The organism is Streptomyces triticagri (genome assembly GCF_003429565.1).
Classification (GTDB): domain Bacteria; phylum Actinomycetota; class Actinomycetes; order Streptomycetales; family Streptomycetaceae; genus Streptomyces; species Streptomyces triticagri.
In genome coordinates this window covers 101,022-122,462 of record NZ_QUAK01000038.1, presented here as the reverse complement: position 1 = coordinate 122,462, position 21,441 = coordinate 101,022, and the positions used below count along the sequence as shown (strand labels likewise).

19 protein-coding genes and 1 pseudogene are annotated in these 21,441 nt (G+C 71.8%); 12 read left to right on the top strand and 8 right to left on the bottom strand.

What is annotated here, in order from left to right; genetic code table 11:
- The first annotated feature begins 259 nt into the window (after positions 1-259).
- From DY218_RS08060 to DY218_RS08045, 4 genes are all read left to right on the top strand, one after another.
- Positions 260-1,576 carry an ABC transporter substrate-binding protein gene (locus DY218_RS08060; RefSeq protein WP_128555214.1) on the top strand — a complete coding sequence of 439 codons (1,317 nt, stop codon included), beginning with the start codon at positions 260-262 and terminating at the stop codon, positions 1,574-1,576.
- On the top strand, positions 1,573-2,550 hold the full coding sequence (locus DY218_RS08055; protein WP_128555213.1) for a carbohydrate ABC transporter permease: 978 nt from the start codon (positions 1,573-1,575) through the stop codon (positions 2,548-2,550). The genes DY218_RS08060 and DY218_RS08055 overlap by 4 nt, the downstream gene beginning before the upstream one ends.
- Before the next feature lie 2 nt (positions 2,551-2,552).
- Positions 2,553-3,380 carry a carbohydrate ABC transporter permease gene (locus DY218_RS08050; protein ID WP_128555212.1) on the top strand — a complete coding sequence of 276 codons (828 nt, stop codon included), beginning with the start codon at positions 2,553-2,555 and terminating at the stop codon, positions 3,378-3,380.
- A gap of 366 nt (positions 3,381-3,746) precedes the next feature.
- Entirely contained in the window at positions 3,747-4,835 is a 1,089-nt protein-coding gene (locus tag DY218_RS08045) for a S1 family peptidase (RefSeq protein ID WP_128555211.1), read from the top strand.
- Positions 4,836-4,918: 83 nt separating this feature from the next.
- Here the strand turns inward: DY218_RS08045 and DY218_RS08040 are convergent, their stop codons facing one another.
- A complete protein-coding gene (locus DY218_RS08040) occupies positions 4,919-5,581 on the bottom strand; it encodes an acetate uptake transporter (protein WP_128555210.1) in 663 nt (220 codons plus the stop codon).
- Positions 5,578-6,654 (bottom strand): ABC transporter permease, encoded by a 1,077-nt coding sequence (locus DY218_RS08035; protein ID WP_128555209.1) that lies wholly within the window; start codon positions 6,652-6,654, stop codon positions 5,578-5,580. The genes DY218_RS08040 and DY218_RS08035 overlap by 4 nt, the downstream gene beginning before the upstream one ends.
- Positions 6,655-6,919: 265 nt before the next feature.
- Here DY218_RS08035 and DY218_RS08030 point away from each other — a divergent pair, with 265 nt between their 5' ends.
- From DY218_RS08030 to DY218_RS08020, 3 genes are read left to right on the top strand one after another with little or no spacing between them, the layout of a single operon-like run.
- Positions 6,920-7,618, top strand: coding sequence for a hypothetical protein (locus tag DY218_RS08030; protein WP_199566663.1), 699 nt, complete (start codon positions 6,920-6,922; stop codon positions 7,616-7,618).
- Entirely contained in the window at positions 7,615-9,174 is a 1,560-nt protein-coding gene (locus DY218_RS08025; protein WP_128555208.1) for a DNA polymerase Y family protein, read from the top strand. The genes DY218_RS08030 and DY218_RS08025 overlap by 4 nt, the downstream gene beginning before the upstream one ends.
- Entirely contained in the window at positions 9,167-12,262 is a 3,096-nt protein-coding gene (locus DY218_RS08020; protein WP_128555207.1) for an error-prone DNA polymerase, read from the top strand. The genes DY218_RS08025 and DY218_RS08020 overlap by 8 nt, the downstream gene beginning before the upstream one ends.
- 67 nt (positions 12,263-12,329) lie before the next feature.
- On the opposite strand, the gene DY218_RS08015 is transcribed toward DY218_RS08020, so the two are convergent.
- Positions 12,330-12,704: a cupin domain-containing protein gene (locus DY218_RS08015; protein ID WP_128555206.1), complete on the bottom strand. Its 375-nt coding sequence runs from the start codon at positions 12,702-12,704 to the stop codon at positions 12,330-12,332.
- Positions 12,705-12,785: 81 nt separating this feature from the next.
- On the opposite strand from DY218_RS08015, the gene DY218_RS08010 reads away from it, so the two are divergent.
- Positions 12,786-13,232 carry a MarR family winged helix-turn-helix transcriptional regulator gene (locus DY218_RS08010; RefSeq protein WP_128555205.1) on the top strand — a complete coding sequence of 149 codons (447 nt, stop codon included), beginning with the start codon at positions 12,786-12,788 and terminating at the stop codon, positions 13,230-13,232.
- 58 nt (positions 13,233-13,290) lie between these two features.
- Here DY218_RS08010 and DY218_RS08005 read toward each other — a convergent pair whose 3' ends face one another.
- Together DY218_RS08005 and DY218_RS08000 are read right to left on the bottom strand one after the other, a co-directional pair.
- Positions 13,291-14,277, bottom strand: a complete 987-nt coding sequence (locus DY218_RS08005) for a lytic polysaccharide monooxygenase auxiliary activity family 9 protein (protein ID WP_128555204.1) — start codon at positions 14,275-14,277, stop codon at positions 13,291-13,293.
- Positions 14,278-14,555: 278 nt separating this feature from the next.
- Positions 14,556-15,242, bottom strand: a complete 687-nt coding sequence (locus DY218_RS08000; RefSeq protein ID WP_199566662.1) for a response regulator — start codon at positions 15,240-15,242, stop codon at positions 14,556-14,558.
- A 279-nt stretch (positions 15,243-15,521) separates the two neighbouring features.
- On the opposite strand from DY218_RS08000, the gene DY218_RS07995 reads away from it, so the two are divergent.
- The 3 genes from DY218_RS07995 to DY218_RS07985 are packed head-to-tail and all read left to right on the top strand — an operon-like array spanning position 15,522 to position 18,581.
- On the top strand, positions 15,522-16,505 hold the full coding sequence (locus DY218_RS07995; protein ID WP_199566664.1) for a Bug family tripartite tricarboxylate transporter substrate binding protein: 984 nt from the start codon (positions 15,522-15,524) through the stop codon (positions 16,503-16,505).
- Positions 16,502-17,062: a tripartite tricarboxylate transporter TctB family protein gene (locus DY218_RS07990; protein WP_128555202.1), complete on the top strand. Its 561-nt coding sequence runs from the start codon at positions 16,502-16,504 to the stop codon at positions 17,060-17,062. The genes DY218_RS07995 and DY218_RS07990 overlap by 4 nt, the downstream gene beginning before the upstream one ends.
- Before the next feature lies 1 nt (position 17,063).
- Positions 17,064-18,581 (top strand): tripartite tricarboxylate transporter permease, encoded by a 1,518-nt coding sequence (locus tag DY218_RS07985; protein ID WP_128555201.1) that lies wholly within the window; start codon positions 17,064-17,066, stop codon positions 18,579-18,581.
- A 24-nt stretch (positions 18,582-18,605) separates the two neighbouring features.
- On the opposite strand, the gene DY218_RS35600 is transcribed toward DY218_RS07985, so the two are convergent.
- Positions 18,606-18,740, bottom strand: a complete 135-nt coding sequence (locus DY218_RS35600; RefSeq protein ID WP_267899366.1) for a hypothetical protein — start codon at positions 18,738-18,740, stop codon at positions 18,606-18,608.
- A 276-nt stretch (positions 18,741-19,016) separates the two neighbouring features.
- Here DY218_RS35600 and DY218_RS07980 point away from each other — a divergent pair.
- Positions 19,017-19,940, top strand: a pseudogene (locus DY218_RS07980) (NUDIX domain-containing protein); the annotation flags it as partial.
- Here the strand turns inward: DY218_RS07980 and DY218_RS07975 are convergent.
- Both DY218_RS07975 and DY218_RS07970 read right to left on the bottom strand, forming a co-directional pair.
- Positions 19,892-20,473 carry a DUF402 domain-containing protein gene (locus tag DY218_RS07975; protein WP_128555199.1) on the bottom strand — a complete coding sequence of 194 codons (582 nt, stop codon included), beginning with the start codon at positions 20,471-20,473 and terminating at the stop codon, positions 19,892-19,894. The pseudogene DY218_RS07980 and the gene DY218_RS07975 overlap by 49 nt on opposite strands.
- Positions 20,454-21,398 carry a GNAT family N-acetyltransferase gene (locus tag DY218_RS07970; RefSeq protein WP_128555198.1) on the bottom strand — a complete coding sequence of 315 codons (945 nt, stop codon included), beginning with the start codon at positions 21,396-21,398 and terminating at the stop codon, positions 20,454-20,456. The genes DY218_RS07975 and DY218_RS07970 overlap by 20 nt, the downstream gene beginning before the upstream one ends.
- Positions 21,399-21,441 lie beyond the last annotated feature (43 nt).

Genomic DNA, 21,441 nt, shown 5'->3' with positions numbered 1-21,441 from the left:
GACGGCTGATGGCCGGTTCGGAAGCGGAGTGTTAACGATATCAATCAAGCTCTGCTTGGCTACCCCTCGATCACTCGAACTCTGAGGGTGACTGAGCTGCAACTTTGCGGATTCGCCGTGCGGATCTGACGTAACACTCTTGTGAGGCGGTGTTGTTGTCGTTAACGTCCAGGGCCCCGGCAGGACATACCTCCGAACCCCGTACTTCGAACTCCGCACTCCGAACTCCGATCCGCCACACTCCGGCGAAAGGGCGGCCATGAGATCGTTCGACACCGCGCGCACGGGGTCTCCCCCCGGGTTCGACCGCCGCCGTCTCCTCCTCGCGGCCGGCGCAGGGGCCGCGGGCCTCGCCGTCACCGGCTGTGCCCGGGGCGACAGCACGGCCGCCGTACCGGGCGCGGTCAGCATCAGCACCGACAACGGCAGCTGGGACGACGGCTATCGCAAGGCCGGCGACGCGCTCAAACCCTTGACCGGCTACCGCCTCCGCCCGCTGTCCAACCCCGAGGCCATCTCGTACAAACAGGTCACGCAGATGACGCTGCAGACCTCCCGCGCCTGTGACCTGATCAAGTGGGGTGCGGGCTACGAGCTCAAGTCCCTCGCCCGCGGCGGCGAGTTGAGCGATCTGTCGCGGCTGTGGGACCGCTACGAGAAGAAGGGCTGGGTCCGCGGCAGCCAGCGCGCCTCCATGGCGTACCGCGGCAAGGTCTACGGCGTACCGCTCTACGAATCCCATTACGTCGTCTTCTACAACAAGCGCCTCTTCGCCCGGCTCGGGCTCCGCCCGCCCGCCACCTGGGACGAGTTGAAGCACTGTGCCGCCGTGCTCAAGCGTGCGGGCGTCGTCCCGTTCGTGGCCACCCAGTTCGGCAACTGGCCCGCCTACGAATGGTTCCAGGAGCTGATCAGCAAGATCGACCCCGACTTCTACCGCGCACTGATGGCCGGCCGGGCCCGGTACACCGACGACGTACCCCGCCAGGCCCTCGACATCTGGCAGGACTTCATGCGCAAGGGCTGGATGACCCCGCCCGACTACGACCAGAGCAACGGGGCCGCCGGACTCAAGGCGGGCCGCATCGGCATGTTCCTGCACGGGACTTGGGCGGCACAGGGCTTCACCGAGGTCGGCATGCGCCCCGGCAAGGACTACGACGCGTTCCTGATGCCGACCGTCACGAAAGGCGCCGAGAAGTCGGTGATCACCGAGAGCGCCGTGCTCGCCGTCCCGCGCAGCGCCACCCGGCACGAGGCCGGGATGGCCAGTGCGGGCAACTGGCTCGCACCGTCCGTGCAGCGGGTGTGGACGGACTTCCTCGGCGACGGCTCCGCCAACCCGGTCGTCCGGGCCGGCAACCCCGTGGTCGCCGAGGTCAAGGAGACCGTCGCCCGGGAGCGCGTGACCCGTCTGATCCGGTACGGCGAGGCCAGCCCGCCCAATCTCGTACAGGGCAACACCCAGGACATCGCGGCCTTCATGACACAGCAGAGCTCACCCGCCGACACCCTGCGCAGCATGGACGAGCGGGCCACCGACGAGTGGGCGGCGTGGAAGCGGGACGAATCATGAGCACCTCCACCACCCGGCCCGCCTCCGGCGCCGGCCGGCAGGAACCGGACGGCCCCACTCCGACCGAGTCACGTGCCCGGCCGTCGGCCCCACGGGACGTCGCGGCGCGCAGGGCCGCACTGCGCGACCGGCTCGCCTCCGGCGGCTTCCTCGCCCCGGCCGTACTCCTCGTCGGTGCGCTGCTCCTCGCGCCGTTCGCCGCCACCCTCTGGCGCAGCTTCTCCGACGACCACCGCAACCCCGGCTTCGCCGGCCTGGACAACTACACGCTCTTCTTCACCAACGAGAACCTGGTCCGCTCGGTCGAGAACACCCTGATGTGGGTGGCCGGCACGGTGATCCTGCCCTGCGCCCTCGGCCTCGCCATCGCCTGTATGACCGACGCGACCCGCTGGTCGCGCTTCGCCCGGCTGTGCGTCGTGGCGCCGTACGCCCTGTCCGGTGCCGCCGTCGCCGTCGTATGGAACTTCGTGCTGTCGTCCGACGGAGCGCTCAACCAGCTCGTGGCCGCCCTCGGGTTCGATCCCCCTTCGCAGGGCTGGCTGCTGGAATGGCCGGGCAACACGGTGGTGCTGATCCTGGCCAACACCTGGCAGGCGACCGGTGTGGCGGTCATCCTCTTCCTCGTCGGGCTCCAGGGCATCGCGCCCGAGACCCTCGAGGCGGCGTCCCTGGACGGGGCGAGCCCCTGGCAGCGGTTCCGCCATGTCGTCCTGCCCCAACTCCGCCCGGTCTCCATCATCGTGATCGGCATGAGCCTGGCGAACGGCCTCAAGTCCTTCGACCTGATCTGGGTGCTCACCCGCGGCGGGCCCGGCCGGTCGACGGAGACCCTCGCCGTCTCCATGTACCAGGAGACCTTCCTGCTGCAGCACGAAGGAGCCGGCGCCGCCATCGCGGTGGTCCTCACGCTGATCGTTCTCGCGGCGTCCTGGCTCTACCTGCGACGCCAGCTCGACGCCAAGGGAGACTGACCATGCAGAGGACACGCGGCAGCGGCCGCATCCTGCGCAACACCACACTGATCCTGCTCGCCCTCCTGTGGGCCGTACCGACCTGGCTCGTCCTCGTCAACGCCTCGGTCCCCGCGGGCGATTACAGCGGCAGCCCGCACTGGTGGCCCCAGGGATTCGGGCTGTTCGACAACATGGCGCAGGCCTGGGACCGGGCACGTCTCGGACCGGCCATGGGCAACAGCCTGCTGTACGCCGTGACCAGCTCCCTGCTCGCCATCCTGCTCGCCGTGATGGCCGCCTTCGCCGCGGTCGTCATGCCGGTGCGCCGCCGCACGCTGTGGTTCTGGCTGATCTATTCCGGTGCGCTGCTGCCCCTCCAGGTGTTCCTGCGCCCGCTGTTCCTGTCGTACGCGAACCTCGATCTCTACGACATGCAGCTCGGCCTCGTCCTGGTGTACGCGGCGATCGCCGTCCCGTTCGCCTTCTTCATCATGCGCAACTACGCCATGACGCTGCCGCGTGAGGTGATCGAGGCCGCGCGCATCGACGGGGCCTCGTGGTGGCGGCTGTTCTGGCAGATCCATGTGCCGCTCTCGAAGTCCGCGATGGTGGCCGCCTTCGTCTTCCAGTTCGTCGCCGTGTGGAACGACATGCTGTTCGGCATCACGCTGAGCGCCAGCCGCAACATCCGGCCCGTGATGGCCGCGCTCGCCGAACTCCAGGGCGTCTACACCTCGGTGGGCCCGCCGGTGGTCCTCGGTGGCGCGATCCTCGTGTCGCTGCCGACCGTCGTCCTCTTCTTCTGCGCCCAGCGGTTCTTCGTCAACAGCCTCAAGCTGACCCGCTGACCCGCCGGTGCCGGCGATCGCCAAGTGGCCGATTCCAGCTCCGGAACGAAGGAATCCGGACAGGACTAGTCCTCACCCAGGGCCCATCGGTGTTGGCAGCGGGTGTTTGCAGCGGGAATCGACGTGCTCCGACCGGGGCATGTGAACGACCGGAGGGCGCGCCGTGGTCGTCGCGTGCGCGTCCTGAAGTCGACCTTGTGTGCGACGGGTTGGCATGGGAATAGTGGCTGCCACCCAATTGGCATGGACGCAACTGCGGGGCATTTCCCCTGACATGTCCGGCAATCCGTCTCATGCCGGTACGCCTCCGGACCGGCCGCGGCCCTCCGGCCCCGTCCGGCCCGACCCCCCACAGGAGGACGTGAGTTGAAGCACCGACGCATACCCAAGCGACGGATGGCCGTGGCAGGTGCGGGAGTTGCCGCACTGGTGGCGGCCGGCGTGACGTTCCAGACTGCGAACGCCAGCGAGGACGCACCGGCCACCCCCGAGCTGAAGACCCTCTCGGCGACGGCGGCAGGAAAGCTCGCTTCCACACTCGGCAAGGACCTCGGCAGCGACGCGGCCGGCACGTACTACGACGCCAAGGCCAAGTCCCTGGTCGTCAATGTGCTCGACAGCGACGCCGCGAAGGCCGTCGAGGAGTCCGGCGCCAAGGCCAGAGTGGTCGACCACTCCCTCGCCGACCTCAAGGCGGCGCGCAGCACCCTCACCGACAAGGCGACCATCCCCGGCACCTCGTGGGCCACCGACCCGACCACCAACCAGGTCGTGGTGACGGCGGACCGCACGGTCAAGGGCGCCGACTGGGCGAAGCTCAGCAAGGTCGTCGAAGGACTCGGCGGCAAGGCCGAACTCAAGCAGACCAAGGGCGAGTTCAAGAAGTTCATCGCCGGCGGTGACGCGATCCTCAGCGGTGGCGGCCGCTGCTCGCTCGGCTTCAACGTGGTCAAGGACGGCGCTCCGGCCTTCCTCACCGCGGGCCACTGCGGCGAGGCGGGAAGCACCTGGGAGGACGCCGACGGCAACCCGCTCGGCACCATGGAGGACTCGCAGTTCCCGGACAACGACTTCTCCATCGTCAAGTACGACGACGAAAGCGCCGACGCGCCGAGCGAGGTCAACCTCTACAACGGCTCGACGCAGCCGATCACCCAGGCCGCCGAGGCGACCGTGGGCATGGCGGTGCAGCGCAGCGGCTCCACCACCCAGGTCACGGACGGCGAGGTCACCGCGCTCGACGCCACCGTGAACTACGGCAACGGCGACATCGTCAACGGCCTGATCCAGACCACCGTCTGCGCCGAGCCCGGCGACAGCGGCGGCTCGCTCTTCGCGGACGACGCGGCGGTCGGCCTCACCTCCGGCGGCAGCGGTGACTGCACCTCCGGCGGCGAGACCTTCTTCCAGCCGGTGACCGAGGCGCTCGACGTACTCGGCGCCGAGATCGGCTGATTCCGCTCGCTCCACACCGACGACGTGCCCGGTCCGCTCCGCGCGGACCGGGCACGCTCGTCATGGGCACCCCCGCAGGCGTCTCATGTCTCCGGATGTTCCTGGGGCAGCGCGGGCGCGAGGAACCTGCCCATCGCAAGCACCGGCCGCCCCCAGGTGGAGGCCAGGACCTGGCCCGCGAGCAGATAGAGCGCACCGGCCGATGCGGCCAGACCTGCCCAGCCGGCCACCCGGTTCCAGATCACCTCGCCGGTGAAGCCGTTGCAGGTCATCGCCACGAACACCACGAGCACGCAGCTGAAGGTGATCAGCAGCGCCAGATGGATCCGCCAGGCCGCCAGCCACAGCACGAAGACCACGAACACCCAGGGCAGGGTGAACAGCCCCAGCACGTCCCCGCCGGTCGAGGCGTCGAGGCCCGGCAGCACCCACTGCAGCAGCACGGCCTTCGCCATCCAGAAGAAGCCGAATCCGCAGAAGACCGTGGCGTGCCAGGTGTCGCCGCGCTGTGCCTGGAAGAGCCCCGCGAGCAGCTGGGCCAGACCGCCGATGAAGAAGCCGACCACCGGCAGTACGGAGTGCGCGAGCTTCTCCGGAAGCACCCCGGCGTCGATCCCGGTGGCGATCGTGGTGACGACGATGAACCCGGTCAGCCCGAGCGGCCCGAGCTGGGCCTGCGCGGACGGCTCCATCCGCTTGACCGATACGGCCTGGGCAGCGGGCCCGGCCCGATTGAGCAGGCTCATCCGGTCTCCGGCAATGCGCGCGTGGGGTCGGTGGGACGCTCCGTGCCGCGCTGCCGCAGGACGGCGCAGAGCAGGGTGAGCAGTACGCCCGCCACGGCCCAGGCGGAGAGCACGAGCAGCGGCCCGGTGACCGCGTTGCCCTGGAAGTAGGCGATCGAGCGCGCCACCCAGGTGCCCGCGCCCGGCGGCAGTGCGGGGCCGATCGCTTCCCAGAACGGTGGCAGCATCGGCAGCGGGAAGGCGCCGCCCGCACTTGGATTGCCCGCGACCACGATGAGCAGGATCGCCAGACCGATCCCGACGATCCCGAAGAGGCCCTGCAGCGCGAGGGTGGCCGCGCCCACCGAGAAGGTGACCAGGGTGCCGAGGCCCCACAGGGCGGCCACGCTGCCGGGCAGTGCCCCGAGCACCGGCCCGATGATGAGCGCACCGCCGAGCCCGCCGACCGCGGAGACGAGCGCCATGGTGCCGAGCCGGATCACCGCGCGCTTCGGATTCGCCGGCCGCGCCCCCGTACTGATCGCCAGGATCGAGGCGCACAGATACCCGCCCACGCACCAGCCGACCACCAGATAGAACGACGACAGGCCGTTGAAGTCCTTGGCCGACGCGGCCGCCACGTCGACGGTGCGCGCCGTCCGCTGCTCGGCCCCTTCGAGCTGCCCGGTCAGCGTCTCGAGCGCCGTGGACAGCGCCTTGCCGCCGCCGGACGCGACCAGCAGGGTGTCGGTGGGGGACCGCGGGTCGACGACCAGCGCGCCGTCGATCTCCCGGTTCTGGATCTGCCTGCGCGCCTCGGCCTCGTTGGCCACCGTGCGTGCGTCCAGCGGCTTGCCCGGCAGCTTCCCGAGCCGCGCCACGGTCTGCTCGGCGGCCCGTGCCGTGGGCGCGGCCACCCCGAACGGCACGTCCGTGGGCTTCGGATGATGCAAGGCCCCCACGTACGAGGCGATGAACAGGAGCTGGAGCGCGAGCACGCCGATCACCAGCATCGCCGCCCGCGGGGTGACGGCGCTCCTCACCTCGGAGAGAAGACTCGGCGGGGCACCGGAGGACGGAGGCTGCTGCGTCATGCCCCCACAGTCGACCGTACGACGGGGGCCCGCAGCAGGGCGGGGGCGAATGGGTGGCCGGGTCGCACACGACAACCCTGGATCCCGGATCGGCCCCGGGTCCCGGATCCCGGTGAGGAAATTCACCCAGGGCGCGTGTGGAGGGCGCGATCTCCTTGCAGGGAAAGGAGGTTGGGCCCGTGCCGGGTCCGTGGGGCGGATGGGGTGCCCAGAGGTACCAGTGAGTCGTCTTGCGATATTCGAACTGTTGTCCGATGCTCAGATCATGGCGTCAGCAGTACCGGTCCTCAGCAGGGACGATGCGCGAATCGGCACCGGGCTTCCGGTGGCCTCCGAGCTCGAGTCCCTGCTGCCCGGCGGCCGACTGCGCCCCGGTTCGGCCGTGAGCGTGGGGCAGGACCTGCCGCTGCTGCTTGCCCTGGCGGCACCGGCCGCCACCGAGGCGGGCGCCTGGGCGGTCGTCGGGCTGCCTCAGCTGGGCGTGCTGGCTGCCGAGTCGATGGGCCTGAACGTCGGCACCGGGCTATGGGTGGACCGCCCCGGCCGGCGCTGGCCCGATGTCGTCGCCACGCTCGCGGAGTCCGTGCCGGTGCTGCTGCTCGGACCGCTCGGCCCGGCTCTCGGCCGGCAGGCCCGGCGGCTCTCGGCCGTGCTTCGCCGTACCGGAGCAGTGCTGCTCACCACCGGAGCCTGGGAGGGCGCCGAGCTGCGGATGGCGGTGACCGCGTCCCGCTGGGAGGGCGTCGGCGCCGGGCACGGGCTGCTGCGGGCCAGGCGTGTACAGGTCGCGGCCACCGGGCGGGGAGCGGCGGGCGGGGCGCCGCGCACCGTACAACTGTGGCTGCCCGGTCCGGACGGGCGGGCCTGCCCCTTCGAGGACACCTCCGACGCCGTGGACACCCCGGATGACGCGTCCCCCGCCGCGCCGTCCGAGGCGCCCCGCGGCCTGCGCGTCGTCGGATGAGTACCGTCGAACGGGTCCTCTGTGCCTGGTTGCCCGACTGGCCCATCGTCGCCGACGGCAGCAACCCCGATGGGGCGCGGGCGACCGCCGTCGTCGCGGGCGGGAAGGTCGTCGCCTGCTCGGCCGCCGCCCGGGCCCTCGGAGTACGCCGCGGGATGCGACTGCGGCAGGCGGCCGGCCGGGCACCCGAGCTGGAGCTGCTCGAACGGGACGTGGCGGGCGAGACCCGCTGCTTCGAACCGGTTCTGCAGTACCTGGAGCAGCACGCGGCCCCCCGCTGGGAGGTGATCCGCCCCGGCCTTCTCGTCCTGCCCGCGCGCGGTCCCGCCCGCTACTTCGGCGGCGAGCAGGCCCTCGCCGACCGGATCACCGAGGCGATCTCGGCTGTCGGTTTCACGGCACGGGTGGGTGTCGCGGACACCGTGTTCGCCGCCGCGCTGGCCGCCCGCCAGGGCCGGCTCGTCCCCGCGGGGCGGACAGCGCGATTCCTCGCCCCGTACCCGGTGGGCGTGCTCGGCCGGCCGGAGCTCGCGGTGCTCCTCTCCCGGATGGGGCTGTCCACGCTCGGTGCCTTCGCGGCGCTGCCCGGTGACAAGGTGACGGCCCGCTTCGGTGCGGACGGTGCGGCTGCCCAGCGCACCGCCCGCGGCCTGGAGGCACGCGGCCTGAGTACCCGGACACCCGGGCAGGACCTCACCGTCGCCCACGCCTTCGAACCTGCCGTGACCCTGCTCGAGCCGGTCGCGTTCGCGGCGAAGGAACTCGCACGACGGCTGCACGAACGCCTCGCCGCGGCCGGCGCGGTGTGCGCCCGGATCGAGGTCGCTCTCGAACTCGGCGGCGCCGGCCCGCACAACGGCGGAAGGAGGCTGGCCCGGCTGTGGCGGCACGAGGGGAAGCTCTCGGAGCTCGCAGTCGCCGAGCGAGTGCGCTGGCAGCTCACCGCCTGGCAGGAGACCGGTGCCCTGGCCGACGACGGCGGAGCAGCCGCCGGCATCGTCCGGCTCGCGCTGCGTCCGGAGGCGCTGAGCGCGGCGACCGGTCGACAGGAGCTCCTTTTCGGCGGACGGTCGGCGACCGCGGAGATGGCGGCCGCCGCCGCCCGGCTGCAGGCGATGCTCGGACACCATGCCGTGACCCGGGCCGAGACCGGCGGCGGCCGGGGGCCCGCCGAACGGGCCGTCCGGGTGGCCTTCGGCGACGTACCGCCCGAGAACGGGCTGCCCGACGGTCCCTGGCCCGGCCGGCTGCCCGCTCCCTACCCCGCGTGGGTGCCCGCCCAGCCGGAACCGGCCCGACTGCTCGATGCCCGGGGCGAGTCGGTGGCGGTCTCCGCACGCCTGGTCCTGTCCGCGCCACCGGCCCGGCTGATCGTCAAGGGCTGCCGGCCCGTCGCGGTACAGGGATGGGCGGGTCCGTGGCCGGCCCTCGAACAGTGGTGGCACGCAGACCGGGCCCGCCGCCTCGTCCGGATGCAGATCGTCACCGAGGAGGGCCCGGCCTGGCTGCTCGTACTGGAACAGAGCCAGTGGTGGGCGGAGGCGCACTATGGGTGAGGTACTGCGACTTCCCGACCGGGGCCGTGCGGCGGAGCCGGTTCCGGCCGGCTGGGCCGAGCTGCATGTGCACTCCTCGTTCTCGTTCCTGCAGGGCGCATCGGACCCGGAGGTGCTCGCGGAGGAGGCGGCGCGCCTCGGGGTCGAGGTGCTCGCCGTGACCGACCGGGACGGGCTCCACGCCGCGCGCCGACTGGCCTCCGCCGCCCGTCGGCACGGACTTTCCGCGGTGTACGGAGCGGAATTGAGCCTGCCCGAGCCGTACGGGCCCGTACTCGTCCTCGCCCGTGACCTGACCGGCTTCACCCAGCTGTCCGCGCTCATCAGTGCCGCCCAGCTCGCCGGTGCCAAGCAGCGGCCGGTGTACGACCCCGCGCGGCTTGCCGATGAAGTACGGGACGGACATCTGGCCGTCCTCACCGGCTGTCCCGAGACCGGCGCGCAGCGCCTCGAAACGCTCCTCGGTCTCCTCGGCCCCGATCATCTGCACGCCGAGCTGATCGACCACGCCCTGCCCACGGATTCCGTGCGCAACGACGCCCTGTACGCCGCCGCCGAGCGGCTCGGCCTGCCCGTCATCGCCTCGAACGCGGTGCAGTACGCCCGCCCGCGCGACGCCCGACTCGCCCAGGCACTGGCCGCGCTGCGCCGTCGCGAGGACCTGGACCGCGCCGCCGGCCATCTGCCTCCGGCGCCCACCGCACATCTGCGCGCCCCGGACGACATGGCCCGGCGCCTGGCCCGCTACCCCGGCGTGCGGGAGGCCACCCTCGAGCTCGGCCGCCTCTGCACCGTCGACCTCGCCGGACTCGAGCCCGAGCTGCCCGGCTTTCCCGTACCGCCCGGTCACACCGAGATGTCGTATCTGCGCGAGCTCGCCGTCCGGGCCGCCGAGCGCCGCTACGGCCCGCGCACAGCCGCCGCGCACACGGCCTGGATCCAGCTGGAGAAGGAACTCCGGGTCATCGACCGGCTCGACATGGCCGGCTACTTCCTGATCGTGTGGGACATCGTGCGCTGGTCCATGGACCACGGCATCTGGTGCCAGGGCAGGGGCTCCGCCGCGAACTCCGTCGTCTGCCACGTCCTCGGCATCACCGCCGTCGACCCGATCGAGCACCAGCTGCTCTTCGAGCGGTTCCTGTCTCTGGAGCGGACCGAAACCCCGGACATCGACATCGACTTCGAGAACGCCCGCCGCGAAGAGGTCATCCAGTACGTCTACGAACGCTGGGGCCGGAGCCATGCCGCCCAGGTCGCCAACATCATCACGTACCGTCCCCGGCTTGCCGTCCGCGACGCCGCCCGCGTGCTCGGGTACCCGATCGGCCGGATCGACGAGATGACCCGGCACATCCAGCACCACGAACCACCGGGCGAGGACAGCGACATACCCGCCGACGTACGCGAACTGGCCGGGGAGATCGCCGGATTGCCCCGCCACCTCGGCGTGCACTCCGGCGGCATGGTGCTGACCCGCCGTCCGATCGGCGAGGTGATGCCCGTCGAATGGGCCACGGCCGAGGACCGCAGTGTGCTGCAGGGTGACAAGGAGGACGTGGAGCAGGCCGGCCTGGTCAAGATCGACCTGCTCGGTCTCGGCATGCTCTCCGCCCTGCACACCGCGTGTGACCTGATCGCCGAACACCAGGGTGTCACCTACGACTTGGCGTCCATACCGGGCGACGACCCCGCCGTGTTCGAGATGATCTCGCGCGCGGACACCGTGGGTCTCTTCCAGGTCGAGTCGCGGGCGCAGATGTCGACGCTGCCCCGTCTGAGGCCCCGGACCTTCCATGACCTCGTGGTCGCCGTGTCCCTGATCAGACCCGGGCCGATCCAGGGCGGATCCGTCCACCCGTATCTGCGCCGACGGGCCGGCAAGGAGCCGGTCACCTACCCGCACCCGCTCGCCGAGCGGGCCCTGAAACGTACCCTCGGAGTCCCGCTCTACCAGGAGCAGATGATGCTTCTCGCGATGGACTGCGCGGGATTCGGACCCGGCGAGGCCGACACCCTGCGCAAGGCGCTCGCCGCCAAGCACGCACCCGAACGGGTCGCGGAGCTGCGCCGGAAGCTGCTCGCCGGGATGGCCGAGCGCGGCATCCCGGAGCGGGCCGCCGAGGAGCTGTACACGATGATCCAGGCGTTCTCGGGTTACGGCTTCCCCGAGTCGCACTCCCAGTCGCTCGCGCACATCGTGTACGCCTCGGCCTGGCTGAAGCTGCATCACCCGGCGGCGTTCATCGCCGGTGTCCTGGCCAACCAGCCCATGGGTTTCTACTCGCCGCTCACCCTGATCGGCGACGCCCGCCGCCGCGGTGTGCGGGTCCGTGGTGTGGATGTGACCCGCTCGGGGCTGCACTCCGGCCTCGAGGCCGACGAGGGCTCCGAGGGCGGGCAGGCCATCCGGCTCGGCCTGAGCGGGGTGCGGGGGATGCCGGACGCGGCGGCCGAGGAGATCGTCGCCGGACGGCCGTACCGGGATCTGGAGGACTTCGCCCGGCGAACTCGCCTGTCGGCGAAGGTCCTCGAGAACCTCGCCACGGCCGGCGGGCTCGCCGCGTTCGGCGTGGACCGGCGCGAAGCGCTGTGGGCGGCAGGGGCGCTGGCCGGGGCCGACGACGGCTTCCTGCCCGGGGTGGCCGCACCGCCCGCGGCCCCGGACCTGCCCGTCCTGACCGTGGTGGAGCAGACCTTCGCCGATCTGTGGACCACCGGCTCGAGCCCCGACAGCCACCCCGTGCAGCATCTGCGCGCCCACCTGGAGACGGGCGGTGTGGTGACCGCGGCCGCCGTACGGCGACTGCCGGACGGCACCCCCGTCACCATCGGCGGTCTGGTCACGCACCGCCAGCGCCCGCCCACCGCGAAGGGCACCTGTTTCCTCAACATCGAGGACGAGACCGGCATGACCAATGTGATCGTGCCTCCGCCGGTCTGGGACATCCACATGAAGATGGCTGTCGACAACGCCGGACTTCTGGTCCGCGGCCGCATCGAACGGGCCGACGGCGCGGTCAACCTGGTGGCCCGGAGCCTTGAACCGCTGATGATCGGCGCACCGGTCCGCGGGCGACAAGGGTGACTGCTGTTCCGGGCCGGGCATGACGCGCTCAGCGGCGCTGTGACGTCCGGGTTCGCCGGCCGGCGGCTCAGTTCGCCCAGGGCGGGGCGAGTCGGGTGCCGTCCTCCAGGAGGGCGGTGAAGCCGAGGGTGGTGGTGACCCAGGAGTGGGCCGGGCTGTCGGTGTGGTTCTCGACCCGCAGGGTGGTGCCGGCGTGCACGATCACCGTGTCGCCCGCGTGCACGGTCTCGGTGTGGCCGTCGAGGGTCATCTCCAGGGTGCCGTCGAGCAGGTGGAAGACCTCCTCGCGCTGCACGGTGTGCGCGGAGGCCCGGGTGCCCGCGGGGATCTCGCCCCGCCAGGCGCACAACTCCCGTGCCCCGCTGGTGGAGTTGGCGTACGAGACGAAGCGGGCGCCGTGGATCTCATGGACGGTGGCGTCGGATGCGCGGATGACGGGCATGGCGGACCTCCAGCAAGAGGGAATGGTCAATTTGCTTGTCTATATGGTCAAGCTGCTTGACCTTCGTGTCAAGATGGATCCGTGCAGCACCAAGAAGCGATGGCCCTGACCGCCACCCTGCTCGCCGCGGCCGGCGAGCTGACCCGGCGCATCCACGACGGCGTCGTGGACCGCGGATTCGACGACCTCAGACCCGCGCACGGCTTCGCCTTCACCCGGCTCGCGCCCGGCGGCGCCACCGCGACCGAACTCGCCGAGCACCTGGGTGTCACCAAACAGGCCGCCGGCCAGCTCGTCGACGAGCTGGTGCGCAAGGGGTACGTGGAGCGCCGGCCCCACCCGGACGACGCCCGGGCCCGCCTCGTCGTCCTCACCGAACGCGGCCGGGCCTGCACCCGGGCGGCCGAGGAGGCCGCCGCGGACGCGGTGCGGCCCTGGGCCGACCTGCTCGGCGAGCGGCGGCTGCGGCAACTCCTCGCCGACCTCGGCGGGTTGACCCGGGGCGGCCCGGCGCGCCCCATGTGGTGAAACGACGGCGGGGCGCCCGGCCGCAACGGCCGGACGCCCCGCAGTGCGAGCAGCAGGATCAGCCGTGCCGGCGACCCGCGGCGGCGCGGCGACGGGCCGTACCGAACAGCACGGCCGCACCCGCGGCCAGCACCGCGGCGCCGCCCATCGCGATGTACGGGGTGGTGCTGTCGCCGCCGGTCTCGGCGAGGTCCTCCTCGGCGGCCACCGGCTCGGCGCCGCCGCCCTTGGCCTCCGGCGCGTTGCCCGCGCCGTCCGTCTTCGCGGCGTCGTCGCCGGCCTTGTGGCCCTCGTGCGCCGAGTCGCCGCCGTGCCCGCCGTGGTCGACGGTCGACTCCTCGGCGCCCTTCTCGATCTGGTCGTTGCTCGGTGCGGCCGCCTTCGGGGCGTTGGCCGCCGCACCGCTGTCCTTGCCGAACACCACGTCCGAGCAGGTGTAGAACGCCTCGGGCGAGTCCGACCGCTGCCAGATGCTGTAGATCAGGTGGCGGCCCGACTTCTTCGGGATGTCGCCGTCGAAGACGTAGTCACCGTCGGTCAGGGTCGGGTCCTTCACCTCGGCGAACGGCTCCGACTCCAGGTCGGACCACTTCAGCGGCTTCGAGGGGTCGTAGCCGTCCTTGGTGATGTACAGCTCGAAGGAGCCCTTGTGCGGGGCGGTCGCCTTGTAGCGGAAGGTGTGCTTGCCCGCCGACAGGTCGCTCGCGGGCCAGTCGGCGCGCGGCAGGTCGAGGCCCTGGTACTTGTCGCGGCCCGCGCTGCACAGCTTGCCGTCCGGGATGATCTCGCGGTGCTTGCCCGCGGCGTCCCCGATGTTGACCTCGTTCCAGTCGTAGAACGCCTGGGCACCGCTGGCCGCGACGGCCGCCTTGCACGCCGCGGACTGAGGAGACTCCGGACCCTCCTGGAAGCAGGCCGACACCCGGCTCACCGGGTCCGTCATCGAGCCGTGCGCCGAGGCGGGCGAGGCCGCGAGGGCGGTCAGCGCGAGCGGGGCGACACCGAGGGCGGCGACGGCCGGGAGTATGCGGCGGCGAGCGGTCATGGTGGATCTCCTTCGAGCGGTTCGTTCGATGCGGGGGGCGGGTGCGGGAAGGTGTTCGACGCCCTTCCGGCGATCAGCAAACTAGCCCCCACGAAGCGCGAATTCGGCCGCTGAAGCGGGTGCGGGGCGATCCTTAGGGCCCCGTTAAGGAGCGGCTCAGTGATGTTTAAGAGCGGGCCGGGAATGTCCGGAGCGCCTGCCCGAAGCGCGTGCGGCCCAGCCGTCCGGGCCGTGCCGACCGCCACGGCGCGCGGCCGCACCGCGCGGCCGGCCTGAGGTCACCTCACCCAGCGATAGCGGCGCTCGGGCCGCCCCGTGCCCCCGTACCGGAGCGTGACCTCGGCGCGGCCGGTGTCGGCGAAGAACTCCAGATAGCGGCGTGCGCTGACCCGCGAGAGCGCGCCCCGCTCCGCGCACTCGCTCGCCGACAGGCCCTCCGGGTGCTCCCGCAGCACGCCCTCCACCAGATCGGCCGTCGGCGGAGCCAGCCCCTTCGGCAGCTCACGGGAACCCGGGGGACGGGTGCCGAAGATCTGGTCGACGTCCTTCTGTCGCGCCTCGCCCAGACCGTCGAGCCGGGCCCGCAGCGCCGCCACATGCCTCAACTGCTCCTGCAGGGCAGTCGGGTTGAACGGTTTGATCAGATAGTGCAGCACCCCGGCCCGAAGGGCCGAGCGGATCACCTCCGCATCGCGGGCCGCGGTGATCAGGAGCGCGTCGACGCCCTTGCGGGACGGGTCGCGCTCCTCCGCGGCGCGCAGCTCACGCAGCACACTGATGCCGTCCATGTCGGGCAGATACACGTCGAGCAGCACGAGATCGGGGCGCAGCCGCTCGGCCGCGCGCAGCGCCTCGGCGCCGCTGTGTGCCACCCCGACGACGGAGAACCCGTCCAGTGCACAGACGCAGCGGCCGTGCAGCTTCGCCACCATGAAGTCGTCGTCCACGACAAGCACCTTCGTCACCGCGTCAGGTTAGGCCGTGTCCGTACGGTCCAGGGAGGGGCCGACGGATCCCGGCGGCGCCCACACGGGACCCCTACCGCACCTCCCGTATGCGACCACAACGACCACAACGTTCGTTGCTTGCGGAAGCGGGACAGCTTGTTTACGCGCAGGCAACATGTGGGCCACCTCACAAGCCTCCGCACCCGTCCCGTCCCCTCCCCTCCCCTCCCCTCCCCTCCCCTCCCCGTCCCACCTCGTCCACTGCAACGTCCCTCCGACCCACAGGTGGTGGCACACGTGCGCCTGCGCACCCCCTCGGCCCTGCTCGGGGCCGCCGTACTCGTGCTCGCCGGACCCCCGCTGATCACCAGCGGCAGCGGCGCCGACACCGGAACCCAGATCCCCGGCCTGCGCCTGATGGTCCCCAACTCCCCGGGCGGCGGCTACGACATCACGGCCCGCACCGCGGCCAAGGACGCCGAGGACGCCGGACTCACCCACAACATCGAGGTGTTCAACCTGCCCGGCGCCGGCGGCACCGTCGGCCTCACCCGGCTCGTCGGCGAACACGGCAACGGCAAGCTCGCGATGTCCATGGGCCTCGGCGTGGTCGGCGCCGCACGCTCGAACCACTCGCCCAAGACCCTCGCCGACACCACCCCGATCGCCCGCCTCACCGAGGAACCGGACGTCGTGGTCGTCGCCGAGGACTCCCCGTACAAGGACATCAAGCAGCTGATCGAGGCCTGGAAGGAGAAGCCCGGCAAGGTCCCCGCCGGCGGTGGCTCGTCCCCGGGCGGGCCCGACCACATGGCCACGATGCTCACGGCCCGCGCGGCCGACATCAAACCCAAGGACGTCAACTACATCCCCTACGACGGCGGCGGCGAACTGCTCGCCTCGATCCTCGGCAACAAGGTCGCCTTCGGCGTCTCCGGCGTCGGCGAGTACCTCGACCAGATCAAGTCCGGCGAACTGCGGCTGCTCGCCGTCACCGGCCCCGAACGCGTCAAGGGCCTGGACGCCCCGACGCTCCAGGAGTCCGGCTACGACGTCCACTTCACCAACTGGCGGGGCATCGTCGCGCCCCCGGGCCTCTCCGACGCCCAGCGCACCAAGCTCACCGGCCTGGTCAGGAAGCTGCGCGACTCGCCCGAGTGGCAGGAGTCGATGGCCAAGAACCGCTGGGACGACGCCTTCCTCACCGGCGACAGGTTCGGCGACTTCCTCGCCGAGGAGGACGGCCGCGTGGTGTCCGTACTGAAGGAGCTCGGCCTGTGACCTCCCACGACAACCGGACCGCCGAGGAACCCACCGGGAAGCCCGCGGCGGAGCCCGCCGGCCGCCGCGCCTGGCTGCGCGAACACTCCGAACTCGGCGTCTGCGTCCTGCTGTTGGCGCTCGGCGTGCTTGTCCTCACCGACGCCCTCACCATGGACGTCGACATCTCCCAGCGCGGACCGGTCGGCCCGCGCACCGTCCCGATCGCGATCGGCATCGGCCTCCTGCTCATCGCCGCCCTGCTCGCCGTGGACGTACTGCGCGGCGGCCGCGGCGAGGCCGAGGGCGGCGAGGACATCGACCTCGCCGAACCCGCCGACTGGCGCACCGTGCTGCTCCTGGCCGGGGTCTTCCTCGCCACCGCCGTCCTCATCGACCCGCTCGGCTTCCCCGTCGCGGGCGCGCTGCTCTTCTGGGGCGCGGCCTTCGCGCTCGGCAGCCGGCGCCTCGACCGGGACCCGCTCATCGCCGCCGTGCTCTCGGTCGCCACCTACGGACTCTTCAACAATCTGCTCGGCGTCCCCCTGCCCGGCGGTCCGCTGATGGGAGTGCTCTGACGTGAACGCCCTGAACTCCCTGATCGACGGCTTCGGTACCGCGCTCACCCCGATCAACCTGCTCTGGGCCGCCGTCGGCGTCCTGCTCGGCACGGCCATCGGCGTACTGCCCGGCATCGGGCCCGCGATGGCGGTGGCGCTGCTGCTGCCCGTCACCTACGGACTCGATCCGACCGGCGCGTTCATCATGTTCGCCGGCATCTACTACGGCGCGATGTTCGGCGGCTCGACGACCTCCATCCTGCTCAACACCCCCGGTGAGACCGCCGCGGTCGTCGCCGCCATCGAAGGCCATCCGATGGCCAAGTCAGGACGGGGCGCGCAGGCGCTCGCGGCCGCCGCCATCGGACACTTCGCCGGCGGCCTGATCGGCACGATCCTGCTGGTGGCCCTCGCACCGACGGTCGCCGACCTCGCCGTCGGCATCGGCGCGCCCGACTACTTCGCCATCATGGTCCTGGCGTTCATCGCCGTCACCTCGGTGCTCGGCTCCTCCCGGATCCGCGGACTCGCCTCCCTGCTGATCGGCCTCACCATCGGCCTGGTCGGCCTGGACCAGATGACCGGACAGCAGCGCCTGACCTTCGGCACGCTCCAACTCGCCGACGGCATCGACGTGGTGATCGTCGCGGTCGGTCTCTTCGCCATCGGCGAGGCCCTCTGGATCGCCGCCCATCTGCGCCGCACCACCGGAGACGCGATCCCCGTGGGCCGCCCCTGGCTCGGCCGCAGCGAACTGCGCCGCAGCTGGAAGCCCTGGCTGCGCGGACCGGTCATCGGCTTCCCGTTCGGCGCGATCCCGGCGGGCGGCGCCGAGATCCCGACCTTCCTCAGCTACGTCACGGAGAAGCGTCTCTCGCGGCACAAGAACGAATTCGGCAAGGGCGCCGTCGAGGGCGTGGCGGGCCCCGAGTCGGCCGCCTCCGCATCGGCCGCGGGCACGCTCGTCTCGATGCTCACCCTCGGCCTGCCCACGACCGCGGTCGCCGCCGTGATGCTCGCCGCCTTCCAGCAGTACGGCATCCAGCCCGGGCCGCTGCTCTTCGAACGCGAACCCGACCTCGTATGGGGTCTGATCGCCTCGCTGTTCGTCGGCATGGTCCTACTGCTCGCGCTCAATCTGCCGCTCGCGCCGGTCTGGGCCAAGCTGCTCAGGATCCCGCGGCCCTATCTGTACGCGGGCATCCTGTTCTTCGCCGCGGTCGGCGCGTACGCCGTCGGGGGAGAGGCCTTCGACCTGGTGATCCTGCTGGTCATCGGGCTCATCGGCTTCGGCATGCGGCGCTACGGGCTGCCGGTGCTGCCTGCGGTGATCGGCGTCATCCTCGGCCCGGCCGCGGAACAGCAGCTGCGCCGCGCCCTGCAGATCAGCGACGGCAGCGTGACGGGCCTGGTCAACACGCCGTTCTCCGTGACGGTCTATGTGATCGTCGCGCTGCTGCTCGCCTGGCCGCTCCTGAAGAAGCTGCTGCCCGGGCGGCGTACGGAGACTGCGGATTCCGGGCAGCCGGAGGAGTAGCCGGGGCGCTGCAGCGGGTGAACCTCAGCCGTCCGGCCACCAGGTCCTGTGGATGTCACGACGGATCTCGGGACGAGGCCGGGCGGCTTCCTCGCGGAGCTCGCGCTCGCGGCGGCTCGCGGGCCTCTGGATCGGCTTCTGCACGGTCTGGCGGCGCATGACGGCCTCCTGGGGTCGTGTCCCGGGCGTTCTGTGCCTTCACAGAGGTAGACCCGGAACGAAAGCCTTGCTCATCGCTCCGGATCTGTCAGTGGCGCCCATCACGCACGTGGTACCCACCGCCGCGGCACCACAAGCGCCCGTCGCGTCACGGGTTTCACCGCCCCGGACGCCGGCCGGCGCGCACCGCGGGACGGGCCGTTGTCAGTGGCGGCTGCGAGGATCTTCCGTATGACCGAAGGCAGTTCGAGAACAGGGCGCGATCCGGACGGCCGCCCCGCACGCCACACCGAGATCGTCGACGTCCACCTGATCGTCCGCCGTGCGGGCGAGGTGCTGCTCGCCCGCCGCAAGGACACGGGGTACGCGGACGGGCTGCTGCACGCACCCTCCGGACATGTGGAGTCCGGCGAGGACGTGCGCACGGCCATGATCAGAGAGGCCCGGGAGGAGGCCGGCCTGGCGCTCGAGCCCGAAGACCTGCGGGTCGCCCTCGTGATGCAGCACCAGGCACCGGGCGGCGCCACCCGCACCGGCTGGTTCTTCGAGACGGCGTACGGCGCGGGCGGCGAGCCGTACAACGCGGAGCCGCACAAGTGCTCCGAGCTCTCCTGGCACCCGCTCACGGCGCTGCCCGACGACCTCGTCGCCTACTGCCGGGCGGGGCTCGACGCCTATCTCGCGGGTGACCGGTTCGTGCTGCACCGCCACGCCCCCGACGACCCGGTCGCCCACCGCCCGGGCGGCCCCTCGCGCTCGGTGCCGCTGGCGGCGACGGACCCCGTGCGGCCCGGGCCCGCGCGGGAGCAGCCGCACGGCGCCGTGCACCACATCGAGTTGTGGGTGCCGGACCTGGGCCGGGCCGAGGCCTCCTGGGGCTGGCTGCTCGGCGAGCTCGGTCATCTGCCGTACCAGCACTGGGAGTCGGGCCGGAGCTGGCGGCGTGGTGACACGTACCTGGTCATCGAGGAGTCCGACGCCCTGACCGCACCGCACCACGACCGCACCCGCCCCGGCCTGAACCACCTGGCCCTGCACGTCCGCGACCGCCCGGCCCTGGACGCCCTGGTCGCCGCGGCCCCGGCACACGGCTGGACGCTGCTCTTCCCCGACCTCCACCCGTACGCGGGCGGGGCCGGGCACTGCGCCGCCTATCTGGAGGACGCGGACGGCTTCGAGGTGGAACTGGTCGCCGGGTGACGTCCCGCTCGGGCGACGAGGCCGTCCAGACCGGGCCCCGTGGCGAGGCGCTCCAGCTCGTCGAGCGCCCGCAGCGCCTCCCCGGCGGCCTCCGGATCGCGCTCGGCCAGGCCGCTGCCGGCGAACTCGTCCTCGTCCAGGCGCAGTACGGTGCGCCGGTCCGCCGAGCACCACAGGTCCAGGTCGAGATCCTCCACCCGCACCTCGCCGTCGCCGGCCATCGCTGGACGGGTGACGTCGCAGTACCAGCCCTTGAGTACACCGTCCTCCGCGCGGACCTCCTTGACCGCGTACCAGCGGTCGCGCCAGTAGTGCTCGGTGAACACATCGCCCGGCTCGAAGCGGAAGGCCCCGAAGTCGCGCACCCCGTCGCCGGCCCACGCCGCCCGCAGGCTCACCCGCGTCCCGTCGTCGTGCAGCAGCCGCGCCGGGTAGCGGATCTTCGTACGGCCCGCCTTGACCAGCACGATCTCCCACCGGGCTGACTCGCCGGTGGCCGAAGTCCCGGCGGGATCAGCCGAGTTCGCGGACATGGCGGATCTCCGTGGCGCAGATCTCGTAGCCGAACGACTTGTTGACGGCGAGCATCGGGGCGTTCTCCGTGTCGTTGCCTGTGAACGCCTCGGTGCAGCCCGCCGCCGCGGCGCGGTGCAGGGAGTGGCTCTTGACCAGGCGGGCCAGACCGCGGCCGCGATGGGCGCGGGCGGTCCCGGTCATGCCCGACATGTAGCGGGTACGCCCGTCGGTGCGGGCCGCGGTGAACGCGACCGGCACGCCGTCCACGACCGCCACCGTGGTCAGTTCACGGTCCAGACAGGGATGCGCCCAGGTCGTACGCAGCCAGTCCTCGTAGTCGTCGAGCCGGGCGGCCACGTCCCCCGGCTCGTCGGCGGTGGTCTCCGCATCGAGGTCGAACAACGGCCGCGGATCGTCCGCGAAGTCGGCGGCGCTGCGCACCTGCACGCCCGGCGGTACGGGTGCGAGCGGCGGCAGTCCGCCCTGCGCCGGGCCCTGGGAGAGGCCCTGCGTCAGGTCGAGCCGCAGAAAGTGGGCGGATCGGCTCGGCCGGTAGCCGTGCGCGGCGGCGAAGGTGCGGTTTGCGGGCTCGTCGAGCACCCACGAGTACACCGCCGTCGCTCCCTGGGCGGCCAGATACTCCTCCGCGGCGCGCAGGATCCGGGTGCCCACGCCGCGGCCGCGCTCCTCGGGATGGACGTAGATGTTCGCATTGGCCTGCCCCGGCTCCGGGCTGTCGTACGCCAGATCGATCTCACCGCGGGCCACGATGCGGCCGTCGAGCTCACCGACGAGCATCAACTGCCGCGCGGCGGGCGCGACATGGTCCATCGCCCAGATCATCGCCTCCGGGGTGATCACCAGGAACGGGATCGCGGCACGCAGCACCTCCGCGGTCGCCTCGGCGTCGGCGGCGCGGAATTCTCGGACAGTCACGGTCATGGACCGGCACGTTACGGCGCGGACCCGTGCCCGCGCCTCCGGA